The sequence below is a fragment of the Mameliella sp. CS4 genome (assembly GCF_019392335.1).
Classification (GTDB): Bacteria; Pseudomonadota; Alphaproteobacteria; order Rhodobacterales; family Rhodobacteraceae; genus Antarctobacter.
This window is the reverse complement of record NZ_JAHXRQ010000031.1, coordinates 1-23,310: the sequence shown is the minus strand read 5'-3', so window position 1 is coordinate 23,310 and position 23,310 is coordinate 1. Positions and strand designations below refer to the sequence as shown.

The 23,310-nt window shown below is 64.6% G+C and carries 18 protein-coding genes and 1 pseudogene; 13 read left to right on the top strand and 6 right to left on the bottom strand.

Annotation, left to right across the window (positions count from 1 at the left end):
- Positions 1 to 34: 34 nt before the first annotated feature.
- A complete protein-coding gene (uxuA, locus tag KZZ07_RS23710; RefSeq protein ID WP_219518288.1) occupies positions 35 to 1,243 on the top strand; it encodes a mannonate dehydratase in 1,209 nt (402 codons plus the stop codon).
- Complete coding sequence (locus KZZ07_RS23705) at positions 1,240 to 2,706, top strand: mannitol dehydrogenase family protein (protein WP_219518286.1); 1,467 nt, start codon at positions 1,240 to 1,242, stop codon at positions 2,704 to 2,706. The genes uxuA and KZZ07_RS23705 overlap by 4 nt, the downstream gene beginning before the upstream one ends.
- Positions 2,707 to 2,795: 89 nt before the next feature.
- Here the strand turns inward: KZZ07_RS23705 and KZZ07_RS23700 are convergent, their stop codons facing one another.
- The gene (locus KZZ07_RS23700; protein ID WP_219518284.1) at positions 2,796 to 4,430 is read right to left on the bottom strand and encodes a tetratricopeptide repeat protein; all 1,635 of its coding nucleotides are present in this window, start codon (positions 4,428 to 4,430) and stop codon (positions 2,796 to 2,798) included.
- Between the two features lie 188 nt (positions 4,431 to 4,618).
- Here KZZ07_RS23700 and KZZ07_RS23695 point away from each other — a divergent pair, with 188 nt between their 5' ends.
- On the top strand, positions 4,619 to 6,529 hold the full coding sequence (locus tag KZZ07_RS23695; protein WP_219518282.1) for a hypothetical protein: 1,911 nt from the start codon (positions 4,619 to 4,621) through the stop codon (positions 6,527 to 6,529).
- 236 nt (positions 6,530 to 6,765) lie between these two features.
- On the opposite strand, the gene KZZ07_RS23690 is transcribed toward KZZ07_RS23695, so the two are convergent.
- The 4 genes from KZZ07_RS23690 to KZZ07_RS23675 all read right to left on the bottom strand — a co-directional run bounded on the left by KZZ07_RS23690 (position 6,766) and on the right by KZZ07_RS23675 (position 10,317).
- Complete coding sequence (locus KZZ07_RS23690; protein WP_219518280.1) at positions 6,766 to 8,067, bottom strand: TRAP transporter large permease; 1,302 nt, start codon at positions 8,065 to 8,067, stop codon at positions 6,766 to 6,768.
- On the bottom strand, positions 8,064 to 8,564 hold the full coding sequence (locus KZZ07_RS23685; protein ID WP_219518278.1) for a TRAP transporter small permease: 501 nt from the start codon (positions 8,562 to 8,564) through the stop codon (positions 8,064 to 8,066). The genes KZZ07_RS23690 and KZZ07_RS23685 overlap by 4 nt, the downstream gene beginning before the upstream one ends.
- 66 nt (positions 8,565 to 8,630) lie before the next feature.
- Positions 8,631 to 9,722: a TRAP transporter substrate-binding protein DctP gene (gene dctP / locus KZZ07_RS23680; protein WP_219518270.1), complete on the bottom strand. Its 1,092-nt coding sequence runs from the start codon at positions 9,720 to 9,722 to the stop codon at positions 8,631 to 8,633.
- Between the two features lie 79 nt (positions 9,723 to 9,801).
- On the bottom strand, positions 9,802 to 10,317 hold the full coding sequence (locus tag KZZ07_RS23675; protein ID WP_300443757.1) for a MarR family winged helix-turn-helix transcriptional regulator: 516 nt from the start codon (positions 10,315 to 10,317) through the stop codon (positions 9,802 to 9,804).
- Between the two features lie 97 nt (positions 10,318 to 10,414).
- On the opposite strand from KZZ07_RS23675, the gene KZZ07_RS23670 reads away from it, so the two are divergent.
- The 3 genes from KZZ07_RS23670 (at position 10,415) to KZZ07_RS23660 (ending at position 13,867) form a co-directional block, all read left to right on the top strand.
- Positions 10,415 to 12,256, top strand: coding sequence for a feruloyl-CoA synthase (locus tag KZZ07_RS23670; RefSeq protein ID WP_219518266.1), 1,842 nt, complete (start codon positions 10,415 to 10,417; stop codon positions 12,254 to 12,256).
- Between the two features lie 199 nt (positions 12,257 to 12,455).
- Positions 12,456 to 13,445, top strand: a complete 990-nt coding sequence (locus KZZ07_RS23665) for a tyrosine-type recombinase/integrase (RefSeq protein ID WP_255564557.1) — start codon at positions 12,456 to 12,458, stop codon at positions 13,443 to 13,445.
- A gap of 182 nt (positions 13,446 to 13,627) precedes the next feature.
- On the top strand, positions 13,628 to 13,867 hold the full coding sequence (locus tag KZZ07_RS23660; RefSeq protein WP_219518262.1) for a transposase: 240 nt from the start codon (positions 13,628 to 13,630) through the stop codon (positions 13,865 to 13,867).
- Positions 13,868 to 14,091: 224 nt separating this feature from the next.
- Here KZZ07_RS23660 and KZZ07_RS23655 read toward each other — a convergent pair whose 3' ends face one another.
- Complete coding sequence (locus KZZ07_RS23655; RefSeq protein WP_219518260.1) at positions 14,092 to 14,964, bottom strand: LysR substrate-binding domain-containing protein; 873 nt, start codon at positions 14,962 to 14,964, stop codon at positions 14,092 to 14,094.
- 186 nt (positions 14,965 to 15,150) lie between these two features.
- On the opposite strand from KZZ07_RS23655, the gene KZZ07_RS23650 reads away from it, so the two are divergent.
- The 7 genes and pseudogenes from KZZ07_RS23650 (at position 15,151) to KZZ07_RS23620 (ending at position 23,136) form a co-directional block, all read left to right on the top strand.
- Positions 15,151 to 15,903, top strand: a complete 753-nt coding sequence (locus KZZ07_RS23650) for an HAD-IIA family hydrolase (RefSeq protein WP_219518258.1) — start codon at positions 15,151 to 15,153, stop codon at positions 15,901 to 15,903.
- On the top strand, positions 15,900 to 16,826 hold the full coding sequence (locus tag KZZ07_RS23645; RefSeq protein WP_219518255.1) for an ABC transporter permease: 927 nt from the start codon (positions 15,900 to 15,902) through the stop codon (positions 16,824 to 16,826). The genes KZZ07_RS23650 and KZZ07_RS23645 overlap by 4 nt, the downstream gene beginning before the upstream one ends.
- A 4-nt stretch (positions 16,827 to 16,830) precedes the next feature.
- Positions 16,831 to 17,715: an ABC transporter permease gene (locus tag KZZ07_RS23640; protein WP_219518252.1), complete on the top strand. Its 885-nt coding sequence runs from the start codon at positions 16,831 to 16,833 to the stop codon at positions 17,713 to 17,715.
- 46 nt (positions 17,716 to 17,761) lie between these two features.
- Positions 17,762 to 19,312 carry an ABC transporter substrate-binding protein gene (locus tag KZZ07_RS23635; protein WP_219518250.1) on the top strand — a complete coding sequence of 517 codons (1,551 nt, stop codon included), beginning with the start codon at positions 17,762 to 17,764 and terminating at the stop codon, positions 19,310 to 19,312.
- Positions 19,313 to 19,369: 57 nt separating this feature from the next.
- Positions 19,370 to 20,197 (top strand): metallophosphoesterase family protein, encoded by an 828-nt coding sequence (locus KZZ07_RS23630; protein WP_219518248.1) that lies wholly within the window; start codon positions 19,370 to 19,372, stop codon positions 20,195 to 20,197.
- Positions 20,198 to 20,200: 3 nt separating this feature from the next.
- Positions 20,201 to 21,880 (top strand): ABC transporter ATP-binding protein, encoded by a 1,680-nt coding sequence (locus KZZ07_RS23625; protein WP_219518240.1) that lies wholly within the window; start codon positions 20,201 to 20,203, stop codon positions 21,878 to 21,880.
- A 418-nt stretch (positions 21,881 to 22,298) separates the two neighbouring features.
- Positions 22,299 to 23,136, top strand: a pseudogene (locus KZZ07_RS23620) (IS5 family transposase).
- Positions 23,137 to 23,310: the final 174 nt, after the last annotated feature.

Genomic DNA, 23,310 nt, shown 5'->3' with positions numbered 1-23,310 from the left:
CAGAGTCGGCGAGACTTCAACGCGGGAGGACAAGATGAAACAGACCTGGCGCTGGTTTGGCCCAAAGGACTTGGTGACACCCGATGACGTGGCACAGGCGGGGGCCGAAGGCATCGTATCGGCCCTGCACCATGTCCCTACCGGCGCCGTCTGGAGCCCCGCCGAGATCGCCCGGAGGCAGGCGGAAATCGCGCATTTTTCCGATGGCTCCCCGTCGGGGCTGGACTGGGCCGTGGTGGAAAGCCTGCCTGTCTCCGAGGACATCAAGAAGCAACAGGGCGACTGGCGGCAACATATCGCCAACTACAAGGAAAGCCTGCACAATCTGGCGGATTCGGGCCTTGAGGTGATCTGCTACAACTTCATGCCGGTGCTGGATTGGACGCGTACGGACCTGGCCTGGCGCCTGCCCAGCGGCGCCACCTGCATGCGCTTCGACCTGACCGATTTCGCCGCCTTCGACCTGCATATCCTCGCGCGGGCCGGCGCCGAAGAGGACTATGGCGCAGAGTTGCGCGAGGCCGCCGCCCGCCGCTTTGCCGAAAAGTCGGACGAGGCGAAAGAGGCGCTGGCCGGAAACGTCGTCTACGGCCTGCCCGGCGCGGCAGAGCGATTCTCGCTCGAGGACGTGCGCGCGCACCTGGCCGAATATGCCGCCCTGAGCGAAGAGACCCTGCGCGGCCACCTGATCGATTTCCTGACAGAGGTGGCGCCGGTGGCACAAGACCTGGGGTTGCGGCTGTGTTGTCACCCGGACGACCCACCCTTTCCGCTGCTGGGCCTGCCGCGCATCATGTCGACAGAGGCACAGTACCGCGCGGTGATGGAGGCGGTCGACCTGCCCGCCAACGGCATCACGCTATGCTCCGGCTCGCTGGGCGCGCGGCCCGACAACGACCTGCCGGGCATGATGGATCGTCTCGGCGACCGGGTGCATTTCCTGCACCTGCGCAACGTCAAGCGCGAGACACCCGAGCTGCGCGGATCGTTCCACGAGGCAGAGCACCTGGGCGGCGACACCGACATGGTGGCCCTTGTCAAGGCCGCATTGAAGGAAGAGGCCCGCCGCAGGGCCGCGGGCCGCGCCGATTGGTCCATCCCCTTCCGCCCCGATCACGGGCAGGACATTCTTGATGACCTGGGGCGCAAGGCGCAGCCGGGCTATCCGTCTATCGGGCGTCTCAAGGGCCTGGCGGAACTGCGCGGCATCATCGCCGCACTCTCGCCCCGGGTGGTGGCATGACCCGGCTCAGCGCACTTGACCAACTTGCCCAGGGTGTCCGCCGCCCGGGCTTTGATCCGGCGGCCCACGGCCCGGGCATCGTCCACATCGGCCTTGGCGCCTTTCACAAGGCGCACCAGGCGGTCTACACGGATGATGCGCTGGCAGCGGCAGGCGGCGACTGGCGCATCACCGGCGTCAGCTTGCGCAGCCTGGAACCGGCGGCGGAACTGACGCCGCAAAACGGTTTGTTTACCGTGATCGAACGCGGCGTCGAGGGCAGCACAGCGCGCGTCATCGGCGCCATCGACCGCGCGCTCAGCCTGTCCACGGACCGCCGCGCGGTTCTGGATGCGCTGTGTGATCCGGCAACGCGCATCGTCTCTCTGACCGTGACCGAAAAGGGCTATGGCATTGATCGCGCCAGCGGCGGCATCGACCGCACCCATCCGGCGATTGCCTCCGACCTCGCGGACCCGACCGACCCGCAGGGCGTGGCCGGTCTGCTGGTCTGGGCGCTGGGGCAGCGAAAACAGGCCGGCACGCCGCCCTTTACCGTACTCTGCTGCGACAACCTTCCGGAAAACGGGACACTCGTGCACGCGCTTCTGGTCGATTTCGCCCGGCAGACCGCGCCCGACCTGGCAGATCACATCGCACAGGAGGTCGCCTTCCCCTCGACGATGGTCGACCGGATCACCCCGGCCCGCACCGAGGCCACGCTGGCGCTGGCCCGCGAGATGACGGGTGTGGAGGATCACGGCGCCATCGAGAGCGAGAGCTTTCGCCAATGGGTGATCGAGGACCGCTTTCCCCAAGGCCGTCCCGCATGGGAGGCCGGTGGCGCGGTCTTTGTCGAGGATGTCCGCCCCTTCGAGAACATGAAACTGCGGATGCTGAACGGTGCACACTCCATGCTGGCCTATGCCGGGTTCCTCGCCGGGCACAGGTATGTCCGCGACGTGATGGGCGACCCCGCGCTGGCGGCGCTGGTCCGGCGCCATCTGGCCGCCGCCGCAGAAACCCTGCCGACCCTGCCCGGCGTGGATCTGCAGGTTTACGCCGCCGATCTGGCCGCGCGCTTTGCCAACCCGCACCTCGGTCACGAGACCTACCAGATCGCGATGGACGGGACCGAGAAGATGCCGCAGCGCATCTTTGCCGCCGCCTGTGACGCGCAGGAACGCGCCCAACCGCTGGAGCCCTTCGCCTTCGCCACCGCCGCCTGGATGCGCTACACGCTTGGCCGCGACGCGACAGGCCAAGCCTATGACCTGCGCGACCCGAGGGCGGCCCTGCTGACGCCGCCGCCGGACCTGCCGGTCACGCCCGAGGGCCTGCACGACCGGCTTGCCGCGATCCCGGACCTGATCCCTGCCCGCCTGACCAAGGCCTCCGGCTGGCGCGACGCGGTCATCGCTCGGCTATCGCTCATGCTGGACAAGGGCATGCGCGCAGCCATCGAGACCGAAGCCACGCGCTGACCCCGGAACGCGAAACGGCCCCGCCTTTCGGGTGGGGCCGTTGTCCGCGAGGCCGAGGCAACAGAGCATCACACCTCGGGACAAAACATCTAGGCCACCCGGGACCGGCAAAGGCAGCTTGCCCGGATCGGCACATCGGTCCGGGCAAGGGCCACGTCGAGCGCTGCCTTGATATGGGCACGCTCCACCGTCTCGCCGCGTCGGGTCAGGCATTCGTCCAACCCGTGCAGCGCCCAGACGTTGCGGGGATGCTGGCTTGGCCGGGGCAATTTCCCGTCCAGCCCGAGATCCGCGCGATAGACCGCCTCGGCCTCAGCGTAGCGTCCGGCATCCATCAGCAAGGCGCCCAGCGCATGCCGCGTGGGCTGCGGCCATGACCACGGCTCTTCGTACTGCAACCCATCGTCGAGGGCGACCGCCTCGCGCAGATAGGCCAGCCCCTCTTCGCGTCTCCCTCCCTTGTAGGCGACCTCGCCCAGCATCATCTGTTCGGCCACGGCCAGCACGTCGCGCGCCGTGTTGTTGAACAGCATCCGCTCTTCCGGAACCACGGCATAGGCCTCGGCAAAAGCCTGTTTCGCCGCTTTCGCCGCGTCGTGCCGGCCCAGGTTGGCCAGCGCGATGGCCCGCGCATAAAGGATCAGCGCGTTGGTCGTCGTGTAAAGCTCGGTATCCTCGGGCAATTCCAGATCCAGCACCTCGGACCACATGCCAAAGCGGATATAGACATGCGGCAGGGCCGCCACGAAGGTCTCGAACAGGTCGGGATAGACCCGCACCACCTCGTCCGGCACCTCGGCCCGCAAGCGCTGCGCCGCGTCCAGGGCGGCAGCCTTCTGGCCCAGGAACATCGCCCCGTAGAGCGCGAAATGCAGGTTGTGAATGCGGTAGAGCGCATAGAAATTCGCGGCCCCCGACCGCGCCTTGAAGGTCTCGTCGACCTTGGCCGCGGCCAGGTTGCGCGACAGAACGCTCTGATAGTCCCCGCACAACACGTCGATATGTGTCGCCATGTGCACCAGATGCCCCGCGTCCGGCACCAACCCCGTCAGCCGGTCGCCGTGGGGCAATGCGCGTTCGGGATGCGGCGACATTTCCATCAGGTGAATATACATGTGCAGAAGGCCGGGATGATCCCAGGCGCCCGGTATCTGGTCGAAGGCCCGCTCCAGCACCGCCATCGCCTCAGTGGTCGAGGCCTCAGGGTTCGGGATGCCACGATGGAAGTCCCAGAGTTGCCAGGGCGTACGGTTCATCATCGCCTCGGCATGCACAAAGATGACATCCAGATCGTCGGGAAACTGCGCATGGACCGGCTGCATCGCGGCGGAAAACCCGTCGTTGAATGGCTGGTAGTCCTCGATCTCCGGATCCTGCGGATAGCGCGCGGCCAGCGCCTCCAGCAGGGCGCGTTCGACCGGCGCCGCGCCTGTCAGGGCCAACCCGGCGGCCAGAGCCGCATGGGCGCGGGCCAGCGCCGGTGCCTTTTCCTCGGGGGTGAAGACCTCCCAGGGCTTGTTGTAGTTCGGCCCGATGGCATAGGCGATGCCCCAATGGGCCAGCGCGCAGGCCGGGTCGATCACCAACGCCCGTTCGAAACAGTGGATCGCCTCTTCGTGGTTGTACCCAAAGAGCCAGACCAGCCCCCGATCCAGCCAGACCTGCGCCTGTGGAACGGTCCCGACCGGGCGGCCATAGGTCCCGAGATCATAATAGTCCGACATCGCATCCCCCTTTTCCCGCGAACATCGTAACAGATTTCCCGGCAGGCAGGCCAAAGACCCGCCTGAACGGTTCGCCGGAAAAAAATTCACAATCTGACACGACCTCACCAAGGACGCGGGCGGCTGATGCGTCGTAGACTCGGAACACGGCCTTTCAGCCGTCCGCGAACACCGAGGAGTCGACGACCATGACAAAATCCATTTTCCTGCCCGCCCTGCTGGCGACCACCTGTCTTGTTTCCACCGCCCTTGCCTCTCCACAGATCACCCGGATCGAACTGGGACAGGCCGGGATCGCGCGCTATACATTCATCGCCCCGACCGAGGGCAACACCCTCTCCTTTGACGTGCCGATGCGCGATTCCGACGACGTGCTGGCCTCGCTCGTCGTGCGCGATCCGTCGGGCGGCGTGATCGACCTGCAGACCGACACCCCCGGCAGCAGCCTGGCCGCCCTGGCGGACACCATCTTTGCCGGCGGCGTGCCCCGCACGACAGAGGGGCTGGTGCGCGCCATGATTGGCGAGGTTCTGGAAGTCACCACCGCACGCGGCGCCTTTACCGGCCGCATCATGGGCGTGGGCGAAACCCAGATCGTCGAAGAGGGCAAGGACGTCACCCGCACCACCGTCCTGATGCTGACAGAGGATGGCGTACAGGACATCGTGCTGACGCCCGGCGCGCAGGTCACCTTTTCCGAGGAGGTCGCCGCGCAACTGGCCCGCGCGATGGACGCCGACCGGCGCGACAGCAAGACCCGCCGCTTTGACCTGACGCTGGAGGCCGCAGATGCCCGCGACGTACACCTGTCCTATGTGACCGAGGTCGCGGCCTGGAAGAACTCCTGGCGTCTTCTGCTGGACGAAGGCCGGTTCCAGGGCTGGGCCACGGTCGAGAATGTCTCGGGGCAGGATTGGGACGACGTGGCGCTGACGCTGACCACCGGCTCTCCCGTGGCCTACCGGCGCGAACTGATCGACCCACTGTACATCGCGCGGAATGATCCTCCTTCGGGTCCGCGCCCGGTCACGGTTGCGCCCGACCGGGGCGTCAGGGCGCTTGCCGCCCCCGCTCCAGAAGCCGCCTATGCCCCCGTGTTCAAGGAATCACTGGCACTCGATCTTGCGAAACCCTCGGGCACCGCCCGCGCGGGAGAGGTGCTGAGCGGCGCGGGCATCCTGCGCTATGCCATGCCGCAGCCGGTCGACCTGGAGGATGGGCGCACCGCAAACCTGATGTATTTCGACATGGCGATCGAGCCCGAGATCCGCGCGCTCTACCGTCCGCAGAAAACCGGGACCCAGGTTCTGATGGCCGCCTCGCTGCAGGCGGATCAGGCGCTGGCGCCGGGGCTGGTCTCGGTCCAGGATGCCAACGGCTTCGTCGGCGACGCGCCCTTCACCGGCATGTTGGCCGGACAGAGCCGTCTCTTGCCCTTCGCCGAGGCCACCGGCGCCACGGTCAATACCGACCGCCGTCAGACCCAGCGCATTTCCGCGATGATCTCGGGCGGAGAACGTGTGACCGTCAACCTGATCACCCTGCGCACCACGCGGTATGACGCCACCGTGCCGGAAGAGGCGACGCTGTTTTCGGTCGAACATCCCGGCGGCTTCGGCGAACTCGACAGCGCCCCGGGCAAGGTGGAACAGGGCGACGGTTTCATCCGTGTGACCGTGCCCGTCGAAGAGGGCGAGGTCTCTTTGGCCCTGGTGGAACGCTCGGTCAGCCGCCGGCAATATTCGCTGGACTCGGGCGATTTCGAACGGCTGGTGCTGGACGTCCGCGCCGGGCGGATTGCCGTCGATGCGGCTCTGAGCGAGAGCTTTGACACCGCCCATGACCTGCTGCGCCGGGCCCGCGCCATCGAGCAGGAGATCGGCTCTCTGGAAGATCGCCAACGCGAGCTGTCGAGCGAACAGGGCCGCCTGCGCGCGAACCTCGACGCGGTCGAGGTCGAGAGCCTGCGCAACCGCTATATCGAGGCGCTGGACAGCACCGAAACGGAAATCGTCGCGGCAGCGGACAAGCTGGACGCGTTGCGCAAAGAGCTGAAGACGGTCGGGACCGACCTGATCGCGCTGTTCGACACCAAGTAAGGCAAAGCGGCTGCCGTGCCCTTGCAGGTCCGGCAGCCGCCTTTCAGGGATCAGCCGCGTCGGCGGTCGCGATCCAGGTCCGCTTCTCCTGGCACCTCCGTCCGGGCGTGGGCCTCTGCCCAGACCTTGCCACAGAAAAGATCCTTCAGCCCTTCAGTCAGCATGCACCGGCGGCAGAAATCCAGCGTGTAGCCCTTTGCCCACGCCAGCGCTGCGCTGGCCGCGCTGACCGGCGGCTATAGCAGCCCGGGCAGGAACAGGACCGCCGCCGGGAAGGCGATTGTCAGGATCACCACCACGAGATCCGCCAGAAGAAAGGGGATCACCCCGGCAAAGATCTGTGCCGTGGTGACGTATTTGTAGGCCACGTTCTTGATGACAAAGACGTTCAGCCCCACCGGCGGCGTGATCATCCCGATCTCCAGCAGCTTGACCACCAGCACGCCGAACCAGACCAGGCTCAGCCCCTCATTCTGCAGGACGGGCAGAAAGACCGGCAACGTGACCAGCATGGCGCCCACCGGCTCCATGAAGGTGCCCAGCACCAGGTAGATCAGCACCACGATCAGCATCAGTTGCACATAGGCCAGGTCTGCCCCGGCTACCCATGAATTGATGAAACCCGACAAGCCGGACAGCCCCAGGAAGCGGGTGAACATCGAGGCGCCCACGGCGATGATGAAAAGCGAGCCGGTCGTGGTGACGGTTTCCAGCAGTGACTGGCTGATGACCTCGCGGGTCAGGCGGCGTGTCACGGCGGAAATGATGATGGTGCCCAACGCGCCCACCGCCCCCGCCTCGGTGGCGGAAAAGAACTCGGCGAAGAGCCCCCCAAAGACCAGCACGATCAGCGCCAGGATCGGCAGGACGTTCAGGACCGCGCTGCGCGTGGTGCCGGACTCGGGCGCCGCGACACGCGGCGGAACGACGTCCGGGCGAAACAGGCTGATGAGCAGGATCACGGCGCAGTAGGACACTGCCGTCACCAGCCCGATGCCGATGCCGCCGACAAAGACCTGGGTGATCGAGGTCTCGGCAAAGACGCCATAGAGGATCATCAGGATCGACGGCGGGATCAGGGCGCCGATGGTGCCCCCCGCCGCGATGGACCCGGCGGCGATGGAGGGGCGATAGCCCGCCTTGACCATTTCGGGGATGGCGATGCGCCCCATTGCGGCGGCACAGGCCAGCGACGACCCCGACACGGCGGCAAACCCCGAACAGGCAAAGATCGAAGAGATCGCCAATCCACCCGGCAGCCTGCGCAGCACCAGCTTGGCCGCCTCGAACAGCCCCCCGGTCAGCCCGGCGTGAAAGGCGACAAAGCCCATCAGCAAGAACATCGGCACCGCCGACAGCGTCCAGGAGGCGACAAAATCGTATGGCGTGGAATAAAGGATGCCCACCGCCGGCTTGATCCCGACAAGGCTGACCACCCCGCCGAAACTGACCGCGATCAGCGCCATCGCCACCGGCACCCGCAACAGCAGCAGAACGATCAGGATGCCAACCCCGTAAAAGCCCGTCTCGACACTCATGCGCTGCGTCCGATCTGCCGCGCGCGGTCGGCGGCCTTGACCAGGCAGGCACCCGTTGCCAGCGCAAAGCCCAGCGTCGGGAAGATGTAGCTGGGATAGGTCAGGAACTCGATATCGCCCAGTTCGATCATCGTGCCCCGCCTCCAGTTGGAGACCATCGACCCCCAGGTCGCCCAGGCCAGCGTGCCGTAGATCCCGCAGGCAATGGCCGCGACCAGCGCGTCCGACAGTTGCCGCAGCCAGGGCGGCAAAAAGCTGTCGATCAGCTCGACCGAGACCATTTCATCGCGCAGCTCGATATAGGCCAGTGGCAGAAAAGCCAGCGGCACCATGTAGTAACGGGCCACCATCGCGTTGGTCGAACTGAAGGAATAGCGAAAGAGGTTCCTCAGCACCACGTCGAGGCAGATATGCAGCATCATCACGACAACCGCGATGGCCCCCAGAAGGGCGAGCACGCGGGCGATCCGTGACGCGGCCTGTGTCAGCGCGTTCATGTATCGGGCTTTCCGGTCGGATGGGGCGCCCTGCCCCGCGCCGGGCGCGGGCCAGGGCCAGAGGTTTCAGAGGCCGTAGGTCGCCAGGTCGACCTTGCTCCAGATCCGCTCCCAGGCCAGCTCGGCCAGGGCGTCGGGATCGTTGCCGGTCTCGGCGATCAGCTCGGACCACTCGTCGACCAGCCGGGCGAAATCGGCGGCGATGTCCCCGGCCTTGGCGATCTGTGCCTCGCGGTCAGCCGCGGCAAAGGCCTCGGAAGCGGCCAGCAGGTCGTCCGAGGCCTCGACCACCACGATATCCGAGGCGGCCACCGCGTCGCGCGCATCGGCGGGCAGTTGAAAGGCCCAGCGGTCGGTCAGGTCGAAATTGGCGCGGTTGGCCGCCTTGACGATCATCAGGCGCTCTTCCTCGGACAGGCGCTGCCATGTCGGCAGGGCAACCGTAAAGTTCGAGGTGGCATGGTAGGTGCCGATCGGAACCGTGTTGAAATGCGTGGCGATGTCCACCAGCCGATAGGACAGCATGTCCACGACAGAGGCCATTGTGCCGTCGATGACGCCCTGGCTCATCGCCTCGAAGGTCGCCCCGACCCCCATCGGCACCCCGGTCGCGCCGAAATGCTCGGCCCAGCGCGAATAGGGCGCGCCGCCCGACCGCAGACGCAGGCCCTTCAGATCCTCGACCGACTCCACCGGCTTGGTGGTGATCAGACCATAGACGTCGGACGATCCTGCGCCCAGGAAAACGCCGCCGAACTCCTTGTATTCCTGCTGGCAGGGTTCACAGGTGACCACCCATTCGGTCATGGCCAGCGCCATCGCATGCGGGTTGCGCCCCTGCAGGGCCAGGTCGCCCGCCACGCCGGTCAGCGGGAAATCGGCCGCGAAATACAGCGGCAGCGAGTTGCCGACATCCGCCAGGCCCGATTTGAGCGCATCCGCCATCTGCGGCAGCGCCACCACCTCGGGGCCCAGCAGCGTGGTCCCGATCGTGCCCCCGGACTCCTTGGCCAGGTACTCGGCGAAATGGGTGTACATGTAATGGGCCGGATGCGCCGGCGGGGCCGCGGGCGCCAGGCGCAGGTCCTGCGCCGCCGCCGTCCCGGCGATCAAGGTCCCCGCCACGGCCAGCGCCGCGAATGAGAAGGGCGTTTTCATAGGTCTATCCTCCCTGGATGTCGTCCATTTTCGGCCTGCCGGGCTGCGCGTCTCCTCACGGCTTCCCGGCAGCCACCATTCAGTTGTCCGTCCTGCGTCCCACCCCGCTGTACCGCCGCAGAAGGTGGGCCAGCTGACGGCATTCCGCCTCGCTCAGCCCGTGATTGTGATAGTCGTCATGTCCAAAAAAGGCGTCCCGATGTTCCCTGACGAAGGCCTTGCCGCCTGCGGTCAGGTACAGGCGGACAGACCGCCGGTCATCGTCCGGAATGACGCGACGGATGCGGTCCTGAACCTCCAGCCGGCGGATCATCTTGGTCATCTGCGCAGGCTTGATCCCCAGAGTTTCCGCCAGAAGGCCATGCCGGACTCCCGGGTTTCGCAGGATCACCCACATGACCGAGAACTCTCCCGGGCGCAGTTCGATTTCGTCGAATGCGGCATAGAACCGTTCGTAGGCCCGCACCTGCGAGATCCGCAGCAGGAACCCAAGGGACTCTTCCAGCTCATAGAGGGAAACGGCCCCATCGGATTCCGGAGCGGCCTCTGCGCCGGGCCGATCCTCTTCGGGCCTGAAAGTGTCCCCCTTGTTCACACGGTCCTCCTGCGATTGCCCCGATTCTATATTTTTAAATTGTTTCCAAGTAAAGATTTTCGTAAGACATGAACCGGACCAGGGGGAGGGTTCGACCATGACAGAGATGCGGCCGGTCAGGCTGTGGGAGCCGCGTATTCGGCAGGAAACCCGCGATGACGGGACCATTCTCGTCTGGCAGGAAGAGCCGCTTGACCCTTATCCGCGCTGCCTGTCGGAAAAGATCGCACATTGGGCCACGGCCACGCCGGACCGGCTGTGGATGGCTGAACGCGACGGCTCCGGCGGTTGGCGCGGCCACAACTACGCAGAGCTGGCCCAACTGATCGAGCGGGTCGGCAGCGCGCTGCTGGATCTGGGCCTCTCGGTGGACCGTCCGCTACTGATCCTCTCGGGCAACAGCCTCGATCACGCGGTGATCGCCCTGTCGGCCCAGCATGTCGGCATCCCTTCCGCCGCGATTGCCCCGGCCTATTCGCTGACCGGGCCGGAATTTCCGAAACTGGCCGACATCGCGGGCCAGATCACGCCCGGGGCGGTTTTTGCCGACAAGCTAGACGCCTTCGCCCCCGCCATCGCCCAGGTCCTTGATCCCGACCTGCCCATCATCACCGGCGCAGGCGAGCTGCCCGGCCACCGCATCCTGTCCTGGGAGTCCCTCAAGCGGACCGCCCCGACAGAGACCGCCCGCGCCGCCGCCCGCGCCGTCGGCCCCGACACGGTGGCCAAGTTTCTCTTTACCTCCGGCACCACCGGCTCACCCAAGGCGGTGATCACGACACAGCGGATGCTCTGTTCCAACATGGCGATGGTGCAGGACTGCTATGCCTTCCTGAAAGAAGAGCCCCCCGTGCTGGTGGATTGGGCGCCTTGGAACCATGTCGCCTCGGGCAGCAAGGTCTTCAACATGGCGCTCTACAACGGCGGCACCTTCTACATCGACACCGGCAACCCCAGCCCGAAGGGCATCGGAGAGACCATCCGCAACCTGCGAGAGATCGCGCCGACCTGGTATTTCAACGTCCCCGTCGGTTATGACGCGCTGATCCGCGCGATGAAGGGGGACGCCGGCCTGGCCCGCACCTTCTTCAGCCGGGTCAAGCTGTTGCTTTACGCGGGCGCGGGCATGGCCACCCACACCTGGGAAGACCTCAAGGCGCTGTCCGAACAGACCGTGGGTGCCCGCACCCTGCTGTCGACGGGGCTGGGAGCGACCGAAACCGCGCCCTTTGCCCTGACCTGCGTCGAGGAACAAGCGCTGCCCGGCAATGTCGGCGTGCCGGCAAAGGGCGTCACCATCAAGCTGGTGCCCACGGGTGGCAAGCTGGAACTGCGCATCAAGGGGCCACTGGTCACACCCGGCTACTGGCGCGCACCGGAGCTGACCGCCCAGGCCTTTGACGAGGAAGGGTTCTACAAGCTCGGCGATGCTGTGCGCTTTGCCGTTCCCGGCGATGCCGCGCAGGGGTTCTTTTTCGACGGACGCATCGCCGAGAACTTCAAGCTGAACACCGGGACATGGGTCGCTGTGGGCGCGCTCCGGGCGAAACTGGTCGATGCCCTTGGGGGCCTCGCGCGCGACGCGGTCATCACCGGCGAAGGCCAGGACGAACTGGGCGCCCTGCTGGTCCCGGCCCGCGCCGGGGCAGAGGCGCTGGTGCCCGACGGCGCCACGCTGGACGACGCGACGCTCTGGGCCCGACCCGAGGTGCGCGCCGCGCTGCAAGAACGGCTGGCGCACCTGGCACAAGAGGCCACCGGCTCTTCGATGCGGATTGCCCGCGCGACGGTGATGATCGACCCGCTGGACCTGAACGCGGGCGAGGTGACGGACAAGGGATCTGTCAACCAGCGCGCCGTTCTGAACAATCGCGGCGACCTGGTCCGGCAGCTTTACGCGGGCGGCCCCGAGGTGATCCTGGCCCGCCCTCCCCGCTGACAGCCACAACGGCGCGGGCGTGCCGCCGCAATGCACGAACAGCACGTCCGATCCCTGTGGGCTTTGATGATGTGACCGCCCCCCAACGGCATCTATGTGCCAAGGTGGGTCTGCGCTGATCCACAAAGGAGGACGGTCATGTCGGAGATTATCACGGTCCGGCTCCTGCCGCCCAGCGCCGCAAGGCAGAGGCGCACTGTTGGCCGCACGGCGCCGGGGCCTGACCTTTGCGGAGGCAACCGACAAATGCCTTACCGCGAAGCTGGACGCTTTCAAGAACGCCAAGCGCCGCCAGCAATGGCAGAACACCTTGCAGAGCTACGCAATGCCTGAGGTTGGCAAAATGCTGGTGGATGAAATCACGGTGCAGGATGTGCTGCGCGTTCTGGAACCGATCTGGCAGAGCAAGACGGAAACCGCGTCCCGATTGCGCGGACGGATTGAAAGCGTGCTGTCATGGGCCACGGTGGCGGGGCACCGCTCTGGCGATAATCCCGCCCTTTGGGCGGGTAACCTGAATGAACTTCTGCCCGCCGCCGCGAAGGTGGCGAAACAGGACAATCAACCGGCGGTTCAGATCGACGATGCGCCGCGCTGGCTCACTGCCCTGCGCAAGCGCGACGGCACGGGCGCACGCGCCTTGGAATTTGCCGCCCTGACCGCTTCCCGCTCCAAAGTGGTGCGCGGCGCTGTCTGGGTGGAAATCGACCTGGACGCGGGGCTTTGGATCATTCCAGCGGCGCGCATGAAGATGGACCGGGAACACCGCGTGCCGCTGACGCCCGAGGCCGTGGCGCTCTTGGAAGCTCTGCCGCGCTTCGAGGACAACCCGCTTGTGTTCCCTGCGCCGCGTAGTAGCGAGATGTCCGACATGACCCTGAGCGCGGCCATGAAACGGTTGCACAAGGCTGACGTTGATGCAGGCGGACCGGGTTTCGTGGACCGGGTGAGCAAGCGCCCGGCAGTGCCGCACGGGCTGCGCAGCACCTTCCGCGATTGGGTGGCCGAGCGCACGCATTTTCCTGGCGACATGGCCGAGGTGGCCTTGGCACACAAGTTGAGCAATGCCGTGGAGGCATCTTACCGGCGCGGCGACATGGTGGAGAAACGCCGCGCAATGATGGCGGCATGGGCAGATTACCTGACCGGAAAGGACCGGGCTGGGGCAAAAATAGTTACTATTGGGTAAATGACGAAATGACCTTGGACCTTTGGCGGCTTGCCTCAGACTTGTCAGTCGAAAATGCTGTAATCCTCATCGCAGGCGGAGACCCAAACGCCACGGACGTGAAGGAATGCCAATTTAGTGGAGAAACCTTGAACCGCGCCGGGTTTTCCGGAGGCTCCGACTCCTGAGCAGGATGGAGCATCATGAGCAAGACGACGAACAAGTATTCCCCCGAAGTGCGCGAGCGTGCCGTTCACCTTGTTTTCGACAATCTCGGTCAGCATGAGAGCCGATGGTCGGCGATCCTGTCGATTTCCTCGAAGATCGGTTGTGCGCCTCGGACCCTGAACGAGTGGGTCAAGAAGGCCGAGGTTGGCAACGGCAAAGGCGTGGGGATCCCGGCTGACAGACCGCCGAAATCGAGTTCCGTAACGCAACAATGAACCGCTGCTCAGCTCTCGGAAGGGACGAGAGCGACGCCCTGGCGCGAAGTCAGCGGGGAAAGGGGCAGTTCAACCTGAGCGTCGATTGCCCCAAAAACGCAGGACATTGAGCAACCAGCCTTGTCGCCCTTCGCCGATGTTCGTTGGCGGGACACAATGTGCCGCTACAAAATTACACGCGTTCTTCAACTGAGATTCTGCCGGTTCCACGCGACATGCCAGGATCAACGTAATTCTATGCCGTCCATCAGTCCGAAAAGCGCATTCAACGTCTCCATCTTGCGTTCGACCGGGGCAAAGACCACCTCCGCGCTCGATGTATCGGCTCCGAGCAGCTTCAGTTGTTTCACATCCTCATTGCGCCCTGTTCCCGTCCGCCAGACGAACCCGATCCCCATGTCATTGACCACTGCCTCATAGACGCCATCCCGGTTGTCGAGGGTCAGGAAAGGCTCCGGCGACACATCGTGGCGCCGAAAGTAGCGGTCGAGCACCTTCTGTGTCGAGGACCCGGTCGTGCGAAAGATCAACCTGTGGCGCAGCAGGTCTTCGCAGGTGACGGCCTCGGCGCTGGCCAACGGGTGCGACAGCGGCACGATGGCAACGACATTGTTCGTCAACAGCGCATGACGGCGGAAACGCCCGTCCTTGGGCACCTCCGGCAGGATGCCGACGTCCACGGTGTGGTTGATGACCTGCCGCATGATCTTGTCATGTGACCCGGTGGTGACCTGCAAGGAAACCTGCGGGTAGGCCTTGTTGAAGGCCGCGATCACCGACATGCCGGGCATCGCGTTGCCCAGCCCCACGGACAGTTCCCCCTTGGTCAGCGACCCGTGGCGCAACAACATCTGCTCAAGCGTTTCATATTCGCTGATCACGCGCTCGGCCGCATCACAGAGCCTATCGCAGAGGGGCGTCGGATGCAGCTTTCCCTTTTCGCGGAAGAAAAGCGCCACGCCATAATCTTCTTCCAGCTTGCGCACCTGCTGCGAGATTCCCGGCTGGGTGACGTTCAACAACCGCGCGGCCGCAGCGTAGGAACCGGATTCGGCCACCGAACGGAGCGCTTCGAGGGTGCGAAGAGAAATTGTCATGAGCGATCCAAAACAAAACTATGGTTTCCCCAAAGCATAACTTTGCTTTGTCACAGCCATGTCACGGCCGGCAGGCAAATGTGCCGCCAAGGCCGGAAACGGTCGCACTCGAACCTGAATGATCTCTCGTCCCCACACCAGACCACCTCGGCGCAACCTGCGCCGAGGCGCAGGGAGCTTTTGCCCGTGGCCTCCGTACTGACTTTAAACACCCGGATTGTAAGCCAGCTTTCGCCCGATCTGATCGCGCAGGACCGCCTTGTGCTGTGTGATCTCGATGGCTGCCTTGTCTCGGAAGGCCGCGCCTACAGGGATTCCGCCTCCTTCCTGAAGAGCTGCGGAGAGCGCCTTTGGCTGGTATCCAACAATTCGTCCCATTGCGCGGCAGACCTCGGCACCCAGCTCGCGGCGCTTGGCCTGAGCGTTCCGGCCAAACGAATCCTGCTGGCCGGGGAGCAGACATTGGCGCACCTGGCGCGCCTGCATCCCGGCGCGCGACTGGCATTGTTCGCCAGCCCGGCAATGGAACAGGAAGCGCGGCGCCTGGGCTTTGTCCTGACAGGGGATACGCCAGACCTGGTGCTCTTGTGTCGTGACACGCAACTGTCGCTGGACAGGTTGAACGCGATCGCGGCCCTGGTCCAGGGCGGCGCTGCCTTCTGGGTTTCCAATACCGATACCGCGCATCCCGGCCATGCTGGCCAACCCATCGCCGAAACCGGCGCCCTGCTGGCTGCGCTGCGCGCCATGCTGTCGGAACTGAAATTCGAGAGCATCGGCAAACCCCACCCTCATCTGGCAGCGCAGGCGCTGTCACGCACCGGCGTTTCCGCCACAGAAGCCGTCTTTGTCGGGGACAACCCGGACACGGATGGCGCTATCGCGCGGGCCATCGGCACCCGCTTTGTCCTGCTTCGCCGCACGGGAGCCCCGGAATGACCCTCTATATCCTGCGCACCTTGCTCAAGATGGTGCTGACCCTGTTCGCCATCATCACACTTGTCTTCTTTGCCACGCGGATGTCGGGCAGCCCGCTGGACACCGCCCTTGGTGACGGCCTGTCAGCAGAAGATCGCGCCTTGATGATCGAGTACTTCGGGCTGGATCGATCGATCTGGCATCAATACCTCGCCTATCTGCGCGGCATCCTGGAAGGCAATTTTGGCCTGTCCTTCATCGAGCGCCGCCCCGTGGCCGACATCGTGGCCGAACGCATCTGGCCCACGCTGCAACTTCTGGGCAGCGCGCTTGCGCTGACTCTGGTTGTGTCCGTCCCGCTGGGCGTGGTCGCGGCGCTGTGGAGAGACAGCTGGATCGGCAGCGCGGTCATGGGCCTGGCCTTTATCGGCTACGCGGTGCCCAACTTCGTCATCGCCACCTTCATGGTGCTGATCTTTGCCTTCTGGCTCAACTGGTTGCCGGTGGTGGGCAATGGCTCGCCCTGGCATTTCATCATGCCCACCATCGCCATGTCCGGGGTGCTGATTGCCGCGCTGACCCGGTTTACCCGCAACGCCATGCTGGACGTGCTGGGGCAGGATTTCATGCGCACCGCCCGCGCCAAGGGCCTGCCGGAAACGATCGTGATCCTGAAACACGGCTTGCGCAATGCAGGCGTCACGGTGCTGTCGGTACTTGGCCTGCAGATCGCCGGCATGGCGGCGGCCGGCAACGTGGTGGTCGAGGCCATCTTCAGCTGGCCCGGCATCGGAGAGCTGCTCGTCTCGGCCGCCATCATGCGGGACTACCCGGTGCTGCAATTCGGGGTGATCTCTGTCGCCTTCGCCGTGGTCGTCATCAATGCCCTCACCGACATCGCCTATGTCGTCGCGGATCCGCGCATCCGCATGGCGAAAGGATAATACCATGACTGCAACCACTCATGTCCCCTCGCGCGCGCCTTTCCTTTTGACGCTATGGCGCGACAGCAATGCCATCCAGAAGGTGGCAGCACTGATCGGTCTGTCTCTGGTCCTCATGGCGCTGCTGGCGCCGCTGATCGCCCCCTTCGATCCGCTGGCCCAAAGCCTGATCTCGCGCCTGCGCCCGCCGCTGGGGTTCGACCGCTACAAGGACGGGTTCTACCTGGGCACCGACGAACTGGGCCGCGACGTCCTTTCGCGCAGCCTGCACGGCCTGCAACTGACCCTTGGGCTGGCACTGGCGGGGGCGACCATCGGATTGCTGATCGGCGGCACCCTGGGCCTGTTCGCCGGGTTGCGCCGCGGCTGGGCCGAAGACGCGATCATGGCCGCCGTCGATCTGCAGATCGCCGTGCCCTTCACCCTGCTGGCGCTCTTGATCCTGGCGCTCTTCGGGTCGTCCCTGACCGTCATGATCTGCGTGCTGGGCATCGCCGGCTGGGAGCAATACGCCCGGATCGTGCGCGCCGAGGTCCGCAAGATCACCGAACTGCCCTTCATCGAGGCGGCCCGCGCCTCGGGGGGCGGTCAACGGTATATCGCGCTGACCCATGTGCTGCCCAACATCGTCTCGCCGCTGGTGGTGCAATTCACCCTGTCCCTGTCCAACATCGTGATCCTTGAATCGACGCTGTCCTTCCTGGGCCTTGGGGTACAGCCCCCGACCGCCACGCTGGGCAGCATGGTCGGCTATGGCCGCGACTACATGCCCACCGCCCCTTGGATGGTGATCGCCCCTGCTGCGCTGATCATCCTTGTCACCTTTTCCGTGCAGATCCTCGGCGACTGGTTGCGCGACCGCGCCGATGTCCGCCTGCGCGACCGCTAATCAAGAGGCCGAAGACGCCCGTCAACGTCCTTCAATGGAGACAATCATGAAAACCCTTCTGATGACCACCGCTGCTGCGCTTCTGGCCAGCTCTGCTCTTGCCCAGTCGATCACCGTCGGCGCGGCCAATATCTCGGACTACCTTGATCCCGGCCGTGACCATTCCAACGTCGGATCGCAGTTCTACTATAACAGCTTCGACACGCTGATCGACCGCGACCACTCCAAGCTGGAGCCCGAATGGGTGCCCGCGCTGGCCACCGAATGGCGGCTGGTGGATGACACCACGATGGAACTGAAGCTGCGCGAAGGCGTCAAGTTCCACAACGGCGAAGACATGACCGCAGATGACGTGGTATTCTCGCTGAACCGCATGTACCAGGCGACCTTTGCCCCCTATGTCGTGCGCTCCAAGGACCGCCTGGCAAACTTTGCCGAGGCGGTGAAGATCGACGACCATACCGTCCAGATCAAGGTCGAGCGCCCCGAGCCGCTGTGGGAAACGCTGGTTTCGCTGCAACAGGTCATGATCATCCCCGAAGACTATACCAAGGCGCTGTCCGGCGACCCGGACGTGGCCGAGGACGGCGATTTCGAGGCCTTCTCGCTGAAACCGGTCGGCACCGGCCCCTATGCGATCTCGGAATTCGTTCCGGGGCAAAAGGTCGTCTACAGCCGCTTTGACGAGTTCTGGGGCGACCGCGCGCCTCTGGAACAGGCCACCGTCATCCGCATCCCCGAAACCGCCAGCCGCATCACCGCTCTGAAAACCGGCGAAGCGGACATCGTCACCAATATCGCGCCCGATCAGCTGGACCTGATCAATGCCGACCCGAACCTCAAGACCGAAGGTTCGGCCACCGCGCTGTTCCACGTCATGATCATGAACGTGAACCATCCCGACCTGGTCGATCCCAGGATCCGCCAGGCCATGTCGATGGCCATCGACCGCGACCTGCTGAACGAGGCGCTGTGGCTGGGCAAGGCGATCGTGCCCTCGACCCACACGATGGCCGAAATGGGCGAGCTGCACATGCCCGAGCTCAACACCTTTGAATACAACCCCGAGAAGGCGCGCGAACTGCTGGCGGAATCGTCCTACGACGGCGAGGAAATCGTCTTTGACGCCTACCCGGTCTACTACACCAACGGCGTGCTTGCCGCGCAGGCCATCACCGAGATGTGGGCCGAGGTCGGCATCAAGGGCCGCGTGAACGTCACCGAACAATGGACCGGCGCAAGCCCGGACCTGATGGCGCGCAGCTGGTCGAACCCGATGTATTTCGCCGACCCCTTCGGTTCGTTCGGGGTGATGTGGGCGCCGAATGGCCCCTCCGAAGGCTCGGGCCGCTTCAACACCGACGCCGAATATGCCGCGATCTGGGAACGCTTCCGCTTTTCCGAGGACGTCGAGGCGCGCAAGGCCGCCTACGTCGAGCTGATGGACCGCATCAAGCAGGATCCGCCGGTGCTGCCGCTGTACCGTCCCTTTGAAAGCTGGGGCATGCACAAGGGCATCGACTGGGCGCCGCAGCCCGGCCACATCCCCTATGTGCTGGATTTCCGCGCCGGTGCCATCGCGCTTGCCGACAGCTGAGCACCTTTGGCGCGTCCCGAACGGGGCGCGCCACCCTTCCCTTCAGGACCACGCATCATGACCTTCCGCATAGCCACCATCGCCGACATTCACCACGGCGCCCCCTCGCACACCAAGCGCGGCGATACCGCGCTCTCGCTGATGGCGGATTTCGCCACATGGGCCAATGCCGAGGCCCCCGATCTTGTGCTGGACCTGGGCGACCGTATCTCCGACATCGACGAGACCACCGACCTGCGGTTGGAAGCCGAGGTGGCCGAGGTCTTCAAGGCCGTGAACGCGCCCATCCATCACGTCAACGGCAACCACGACCGCGACCACCTGACCACGGCCCAGAACGAGAAGATCCTTGGACAAAGCCTTGGGAACGAGCTGCTGGACTGCGGCGATTGGCAGATCGCCCTGTGGCGGGCCGACCCCAAGATCAGCCGAGGAACCGACCGGATCGGGTTCGACCTGCCGGAACCGGACCTGCTCTGGCTGTCGCGCACCATGCAGGCCGCCGAAAAGCCGACACTGGTGGTCAGCCATGTCCCCGTTTCCGGACACGGCCAGACCGGCAATTATTACTTTGAACGCAACCCCGGTGTCTCTCGCTATCCGCAAAGCGACCGCGCCCGGCAGGCCCTATCGCAGGCCCGCGTGCCGGTGGTCTGCCTGTCCGGCCACGTTCACTGGAACACCGTGACCACGGTGGACGGGATCACCCACCTGACCCAGCAGAGCCTGACGGAGAGCTTCACCACCCAGGGCGCGCCCGCCGCCGCCTGGGGGATGATCGAACTGTCCGACACCCTGCATTGGCAAGTCTTTGGCGCAGATCCGTTCGAGGCACGCATTACCCCGAAACACGGGCGCTGGACGCCCGCCCTGATGCCGTTCTGACCCATGCTTGATGCTCCCGTCCTTTCCATAAAGTCGCTGACTGTCGCCTTTGGCAGCCATACCGCCGTGCGCGATCTGTCCTTTGACATCCATGCCGGGGAAACGCTGGCACTTGTCGGGGAATCCGGCTCGGGCAAATCGGCCACGGCCTTGTCGGTCATGCGCCTGATCGAACGTGAGGGTGGGCGCATCACCGCCGGTCAGATCCGGTTGGGCGCGCAGGCGCCGATCGATCTGGCGCAATTGTCCGACCGCGGGATGCAGGCCCATCGTGGCAACCGCATCTCGATGATCTTTCAAGAGCCGATGACCTCTCTCAATCCGGTCATGCGGATCGGCGAACAACTGGGCGAGGTGCTGCGCCGTCACCAGGGCATGGGCCGCGCAGAGGCACGTATCGCCGCCGAACGTGCCCTGGATCAGGTGCGCATCCCCGATCCCGCCCGGCGTCTGGACCAATATCCGCACGAACTGTCGGGAGGGTTGCGCCAACGGGTCATGATCGCCATTGCCCTGGCCTGCCGCCCGGACGTGCTGATCGCCGATGAGCCGACAACGGCGCTGGACGTCACGACACAGGCCGAGGTGCTGAAACTGCTGAAAAGCCTTCAGCAGGAAATCGGCATGGCAATCCTGTTCATCACGCATGACATGGGTGTGGTGGCGGAAATCGCCGATCGTGTTGTCGTCATGCGGCACGGCAACACCGAAGAGGTTGCCTATACCGGCGCACTCTTCAAGGCCCCCCAATCGCAATACGCACGCGATCTCATGGCGGCGACGCCCAAGCTGGGCCTGTCGCCCCTGCGGTCACAGGTTTCGTCCGCGGAGCCGGTGCTGAAGGTCGAAGGTCTGTCCAAGAGCTTTGTCCGCAACGGCGGGTTCCTGAAGGCGAAGGTCAAGGTGCCCGCCGTCAAGGACGTGTCCTTTGAAATCCGCCCGGGCGAGACGCTGGGTCTTGTCGGTGAATCCGGCTGTGGCAAGTCCACCCTGTCGCGCACCCTGATGCGCCTGATCGAGCCGGATGCCGGACGCGTGATCCTGGCCGGGCGCGAGCTCACCGGCCTTGGCACGCAGGCGCTGCAACAGGCGCGCGCCGATGTGCAGATGGTCTTTCAGGATCCGTTCGCCAGCCTCAATCCCCGCATGAAGGTGCGCGATCTCATCACCGAACCGGCCTATCTGCACAGCGGATTGAAAGGCGCCGCCCGCACGGCACTGGCCTCTGACCTGCTGGAAATGGTGACGCTTGATGCCTCGGCCGCCGACCGCTATCCGCATCAGTTTTCCGGGGGCCAGCGTCAGAGGCTCTGCCTTGCACGGGCGCTGTCGGTTTCCCCGAAGGTGATTGTTGCGGATGAAGCCGTATCCGCGCTCGATGTTTCCACCGCGGCCCGTGTCACAGCACTGATGCAGGATCTGCAGGAAAAGCTGGGGATCGCGTTCTTGTTCATCTCACATGACATCGCCGTCGTCGAACGTGTCAGCCACCGTATTGCTGTCATGTACCGGGGCGAGATCGTCGAAACCGGCGAGACTGCGCAAGTGCTGCGATCGCCTCACCATCCCTACACGAAAAGGCTGCTGTCTGCCGTGCCCAGCCCCCTTCCCCAAAGGCCCTCCCGCGCCAATCTGCACTTGCCGTCGAAAAATGCTCTGGCTCTTGCTGACGGATCGAATTGACTCGAAAGCATGAAGTGAACCGGGGGTGGACTTGGTTCTGCGATCTCTTGGTGAAAGGCGGCTTTGCCCGCGCTGCGGACATCCGGCCCGCGAAAATGCTGCGCAAACGACCAACGGCCGCTTCGGTCAAGCCGCACAGCGGCGGAAGCTGGTGTAGGCAATGGCCTCTGAGGGCCGTGAGCGACATCCCTGCCAGACCGGGCCGGATCCCGTCCTTCGCTGCGCCTGGCACCAACGGCAGCAACGCGCAGGGAGCGGACTTTGCAAAGTTGGGGCGCGTCGTCCGCCTTCAGAGCAAGGACATCCCTAAGCGGACCTTAGTCACTCACTTGTACGCCTCGGCGCAACTTATCTAGGGTCAGGACCCATTGATTTCCGAAAGACAGCATGGTTCACGGCTCGAAAACGAGCGGTGAACATGTCGGATCTTTTCTGGTTGACCGACGCGCAGATGGCGCGCCTTGAGCCTTTCTTTCCCAAGTCCCACGGCAAGCCGCGGGTCCACTGCCCGTCAGGGCATTGCGCAGCAATGTCCCGAAAGGGATGATCGACGGGTGTTGAGCGGGATTATCTTTATCAACCGCAATGGCTTGCGATGGCGGGACGCCCCCAAGGAATACGGTCCTTGCAAGACGCTGTACAATCGCTGGAAGCGATGGAGCGACAAAGGCATCTTCGCCCGGATGATGGCCGGTCTGGCCGCAGACCACGGCGAAGAGAAGACCGTGATGACCGATGCGACGGACCTGAAAGCACACCGGACAGCGACCAGCATGGGCGTGAAAAAGGGGGGCCTGGGCGCCTGATCGGGCGCACACAGGCGGCATGAACACCAAGCTGCACGCCATTTGCGACAGCCAGGGGCGACCGCTCAACCTGTTTATCACTGCCGGTCAGGTCAGCGATTACATCGGTGCGCGGGCGCTTCTGAACAGCCTGCCAAGTGTCGATTGGCTCCTCGCAGATAGGGGCTATGACGCCGACTGGTTCCGAGAAGCGTTGAGAGACAAAGGGATACGCGCCTGCATCCCAGGTCGAAAGCAGCGCAAGAAAACCGTTAAATACCCCTCTCGTGCCATTGCTGCGCAATGCACTGCCGGGCAAGGAACAAGCGCCGGTACAAGCGGCGCAACCGGATCGAGATCATGTTCGGAAGGATTAAGGACTGGCGGCGCATGGCAACCCGCTGTGACCGCTGTCCCAGGGTCTTCCTGTCGGCCATCGCGCTGGCCGCACTCGTAATCTACTGGCTCTGAAACTCAATGAGTCCAGACCCTAGTGTTCCCCGCCTGACGTAGGATTCCCATTTTTGGGCGAGCATGTCATGCTCGGGGTATGAGACGCGATGACATTTGCCTGTATCTGAACCCCAACGACCGAGCCGAGCTGCAGGCTCTGGTCACCGACCGCAACACCCCGCGCAAGCTCGT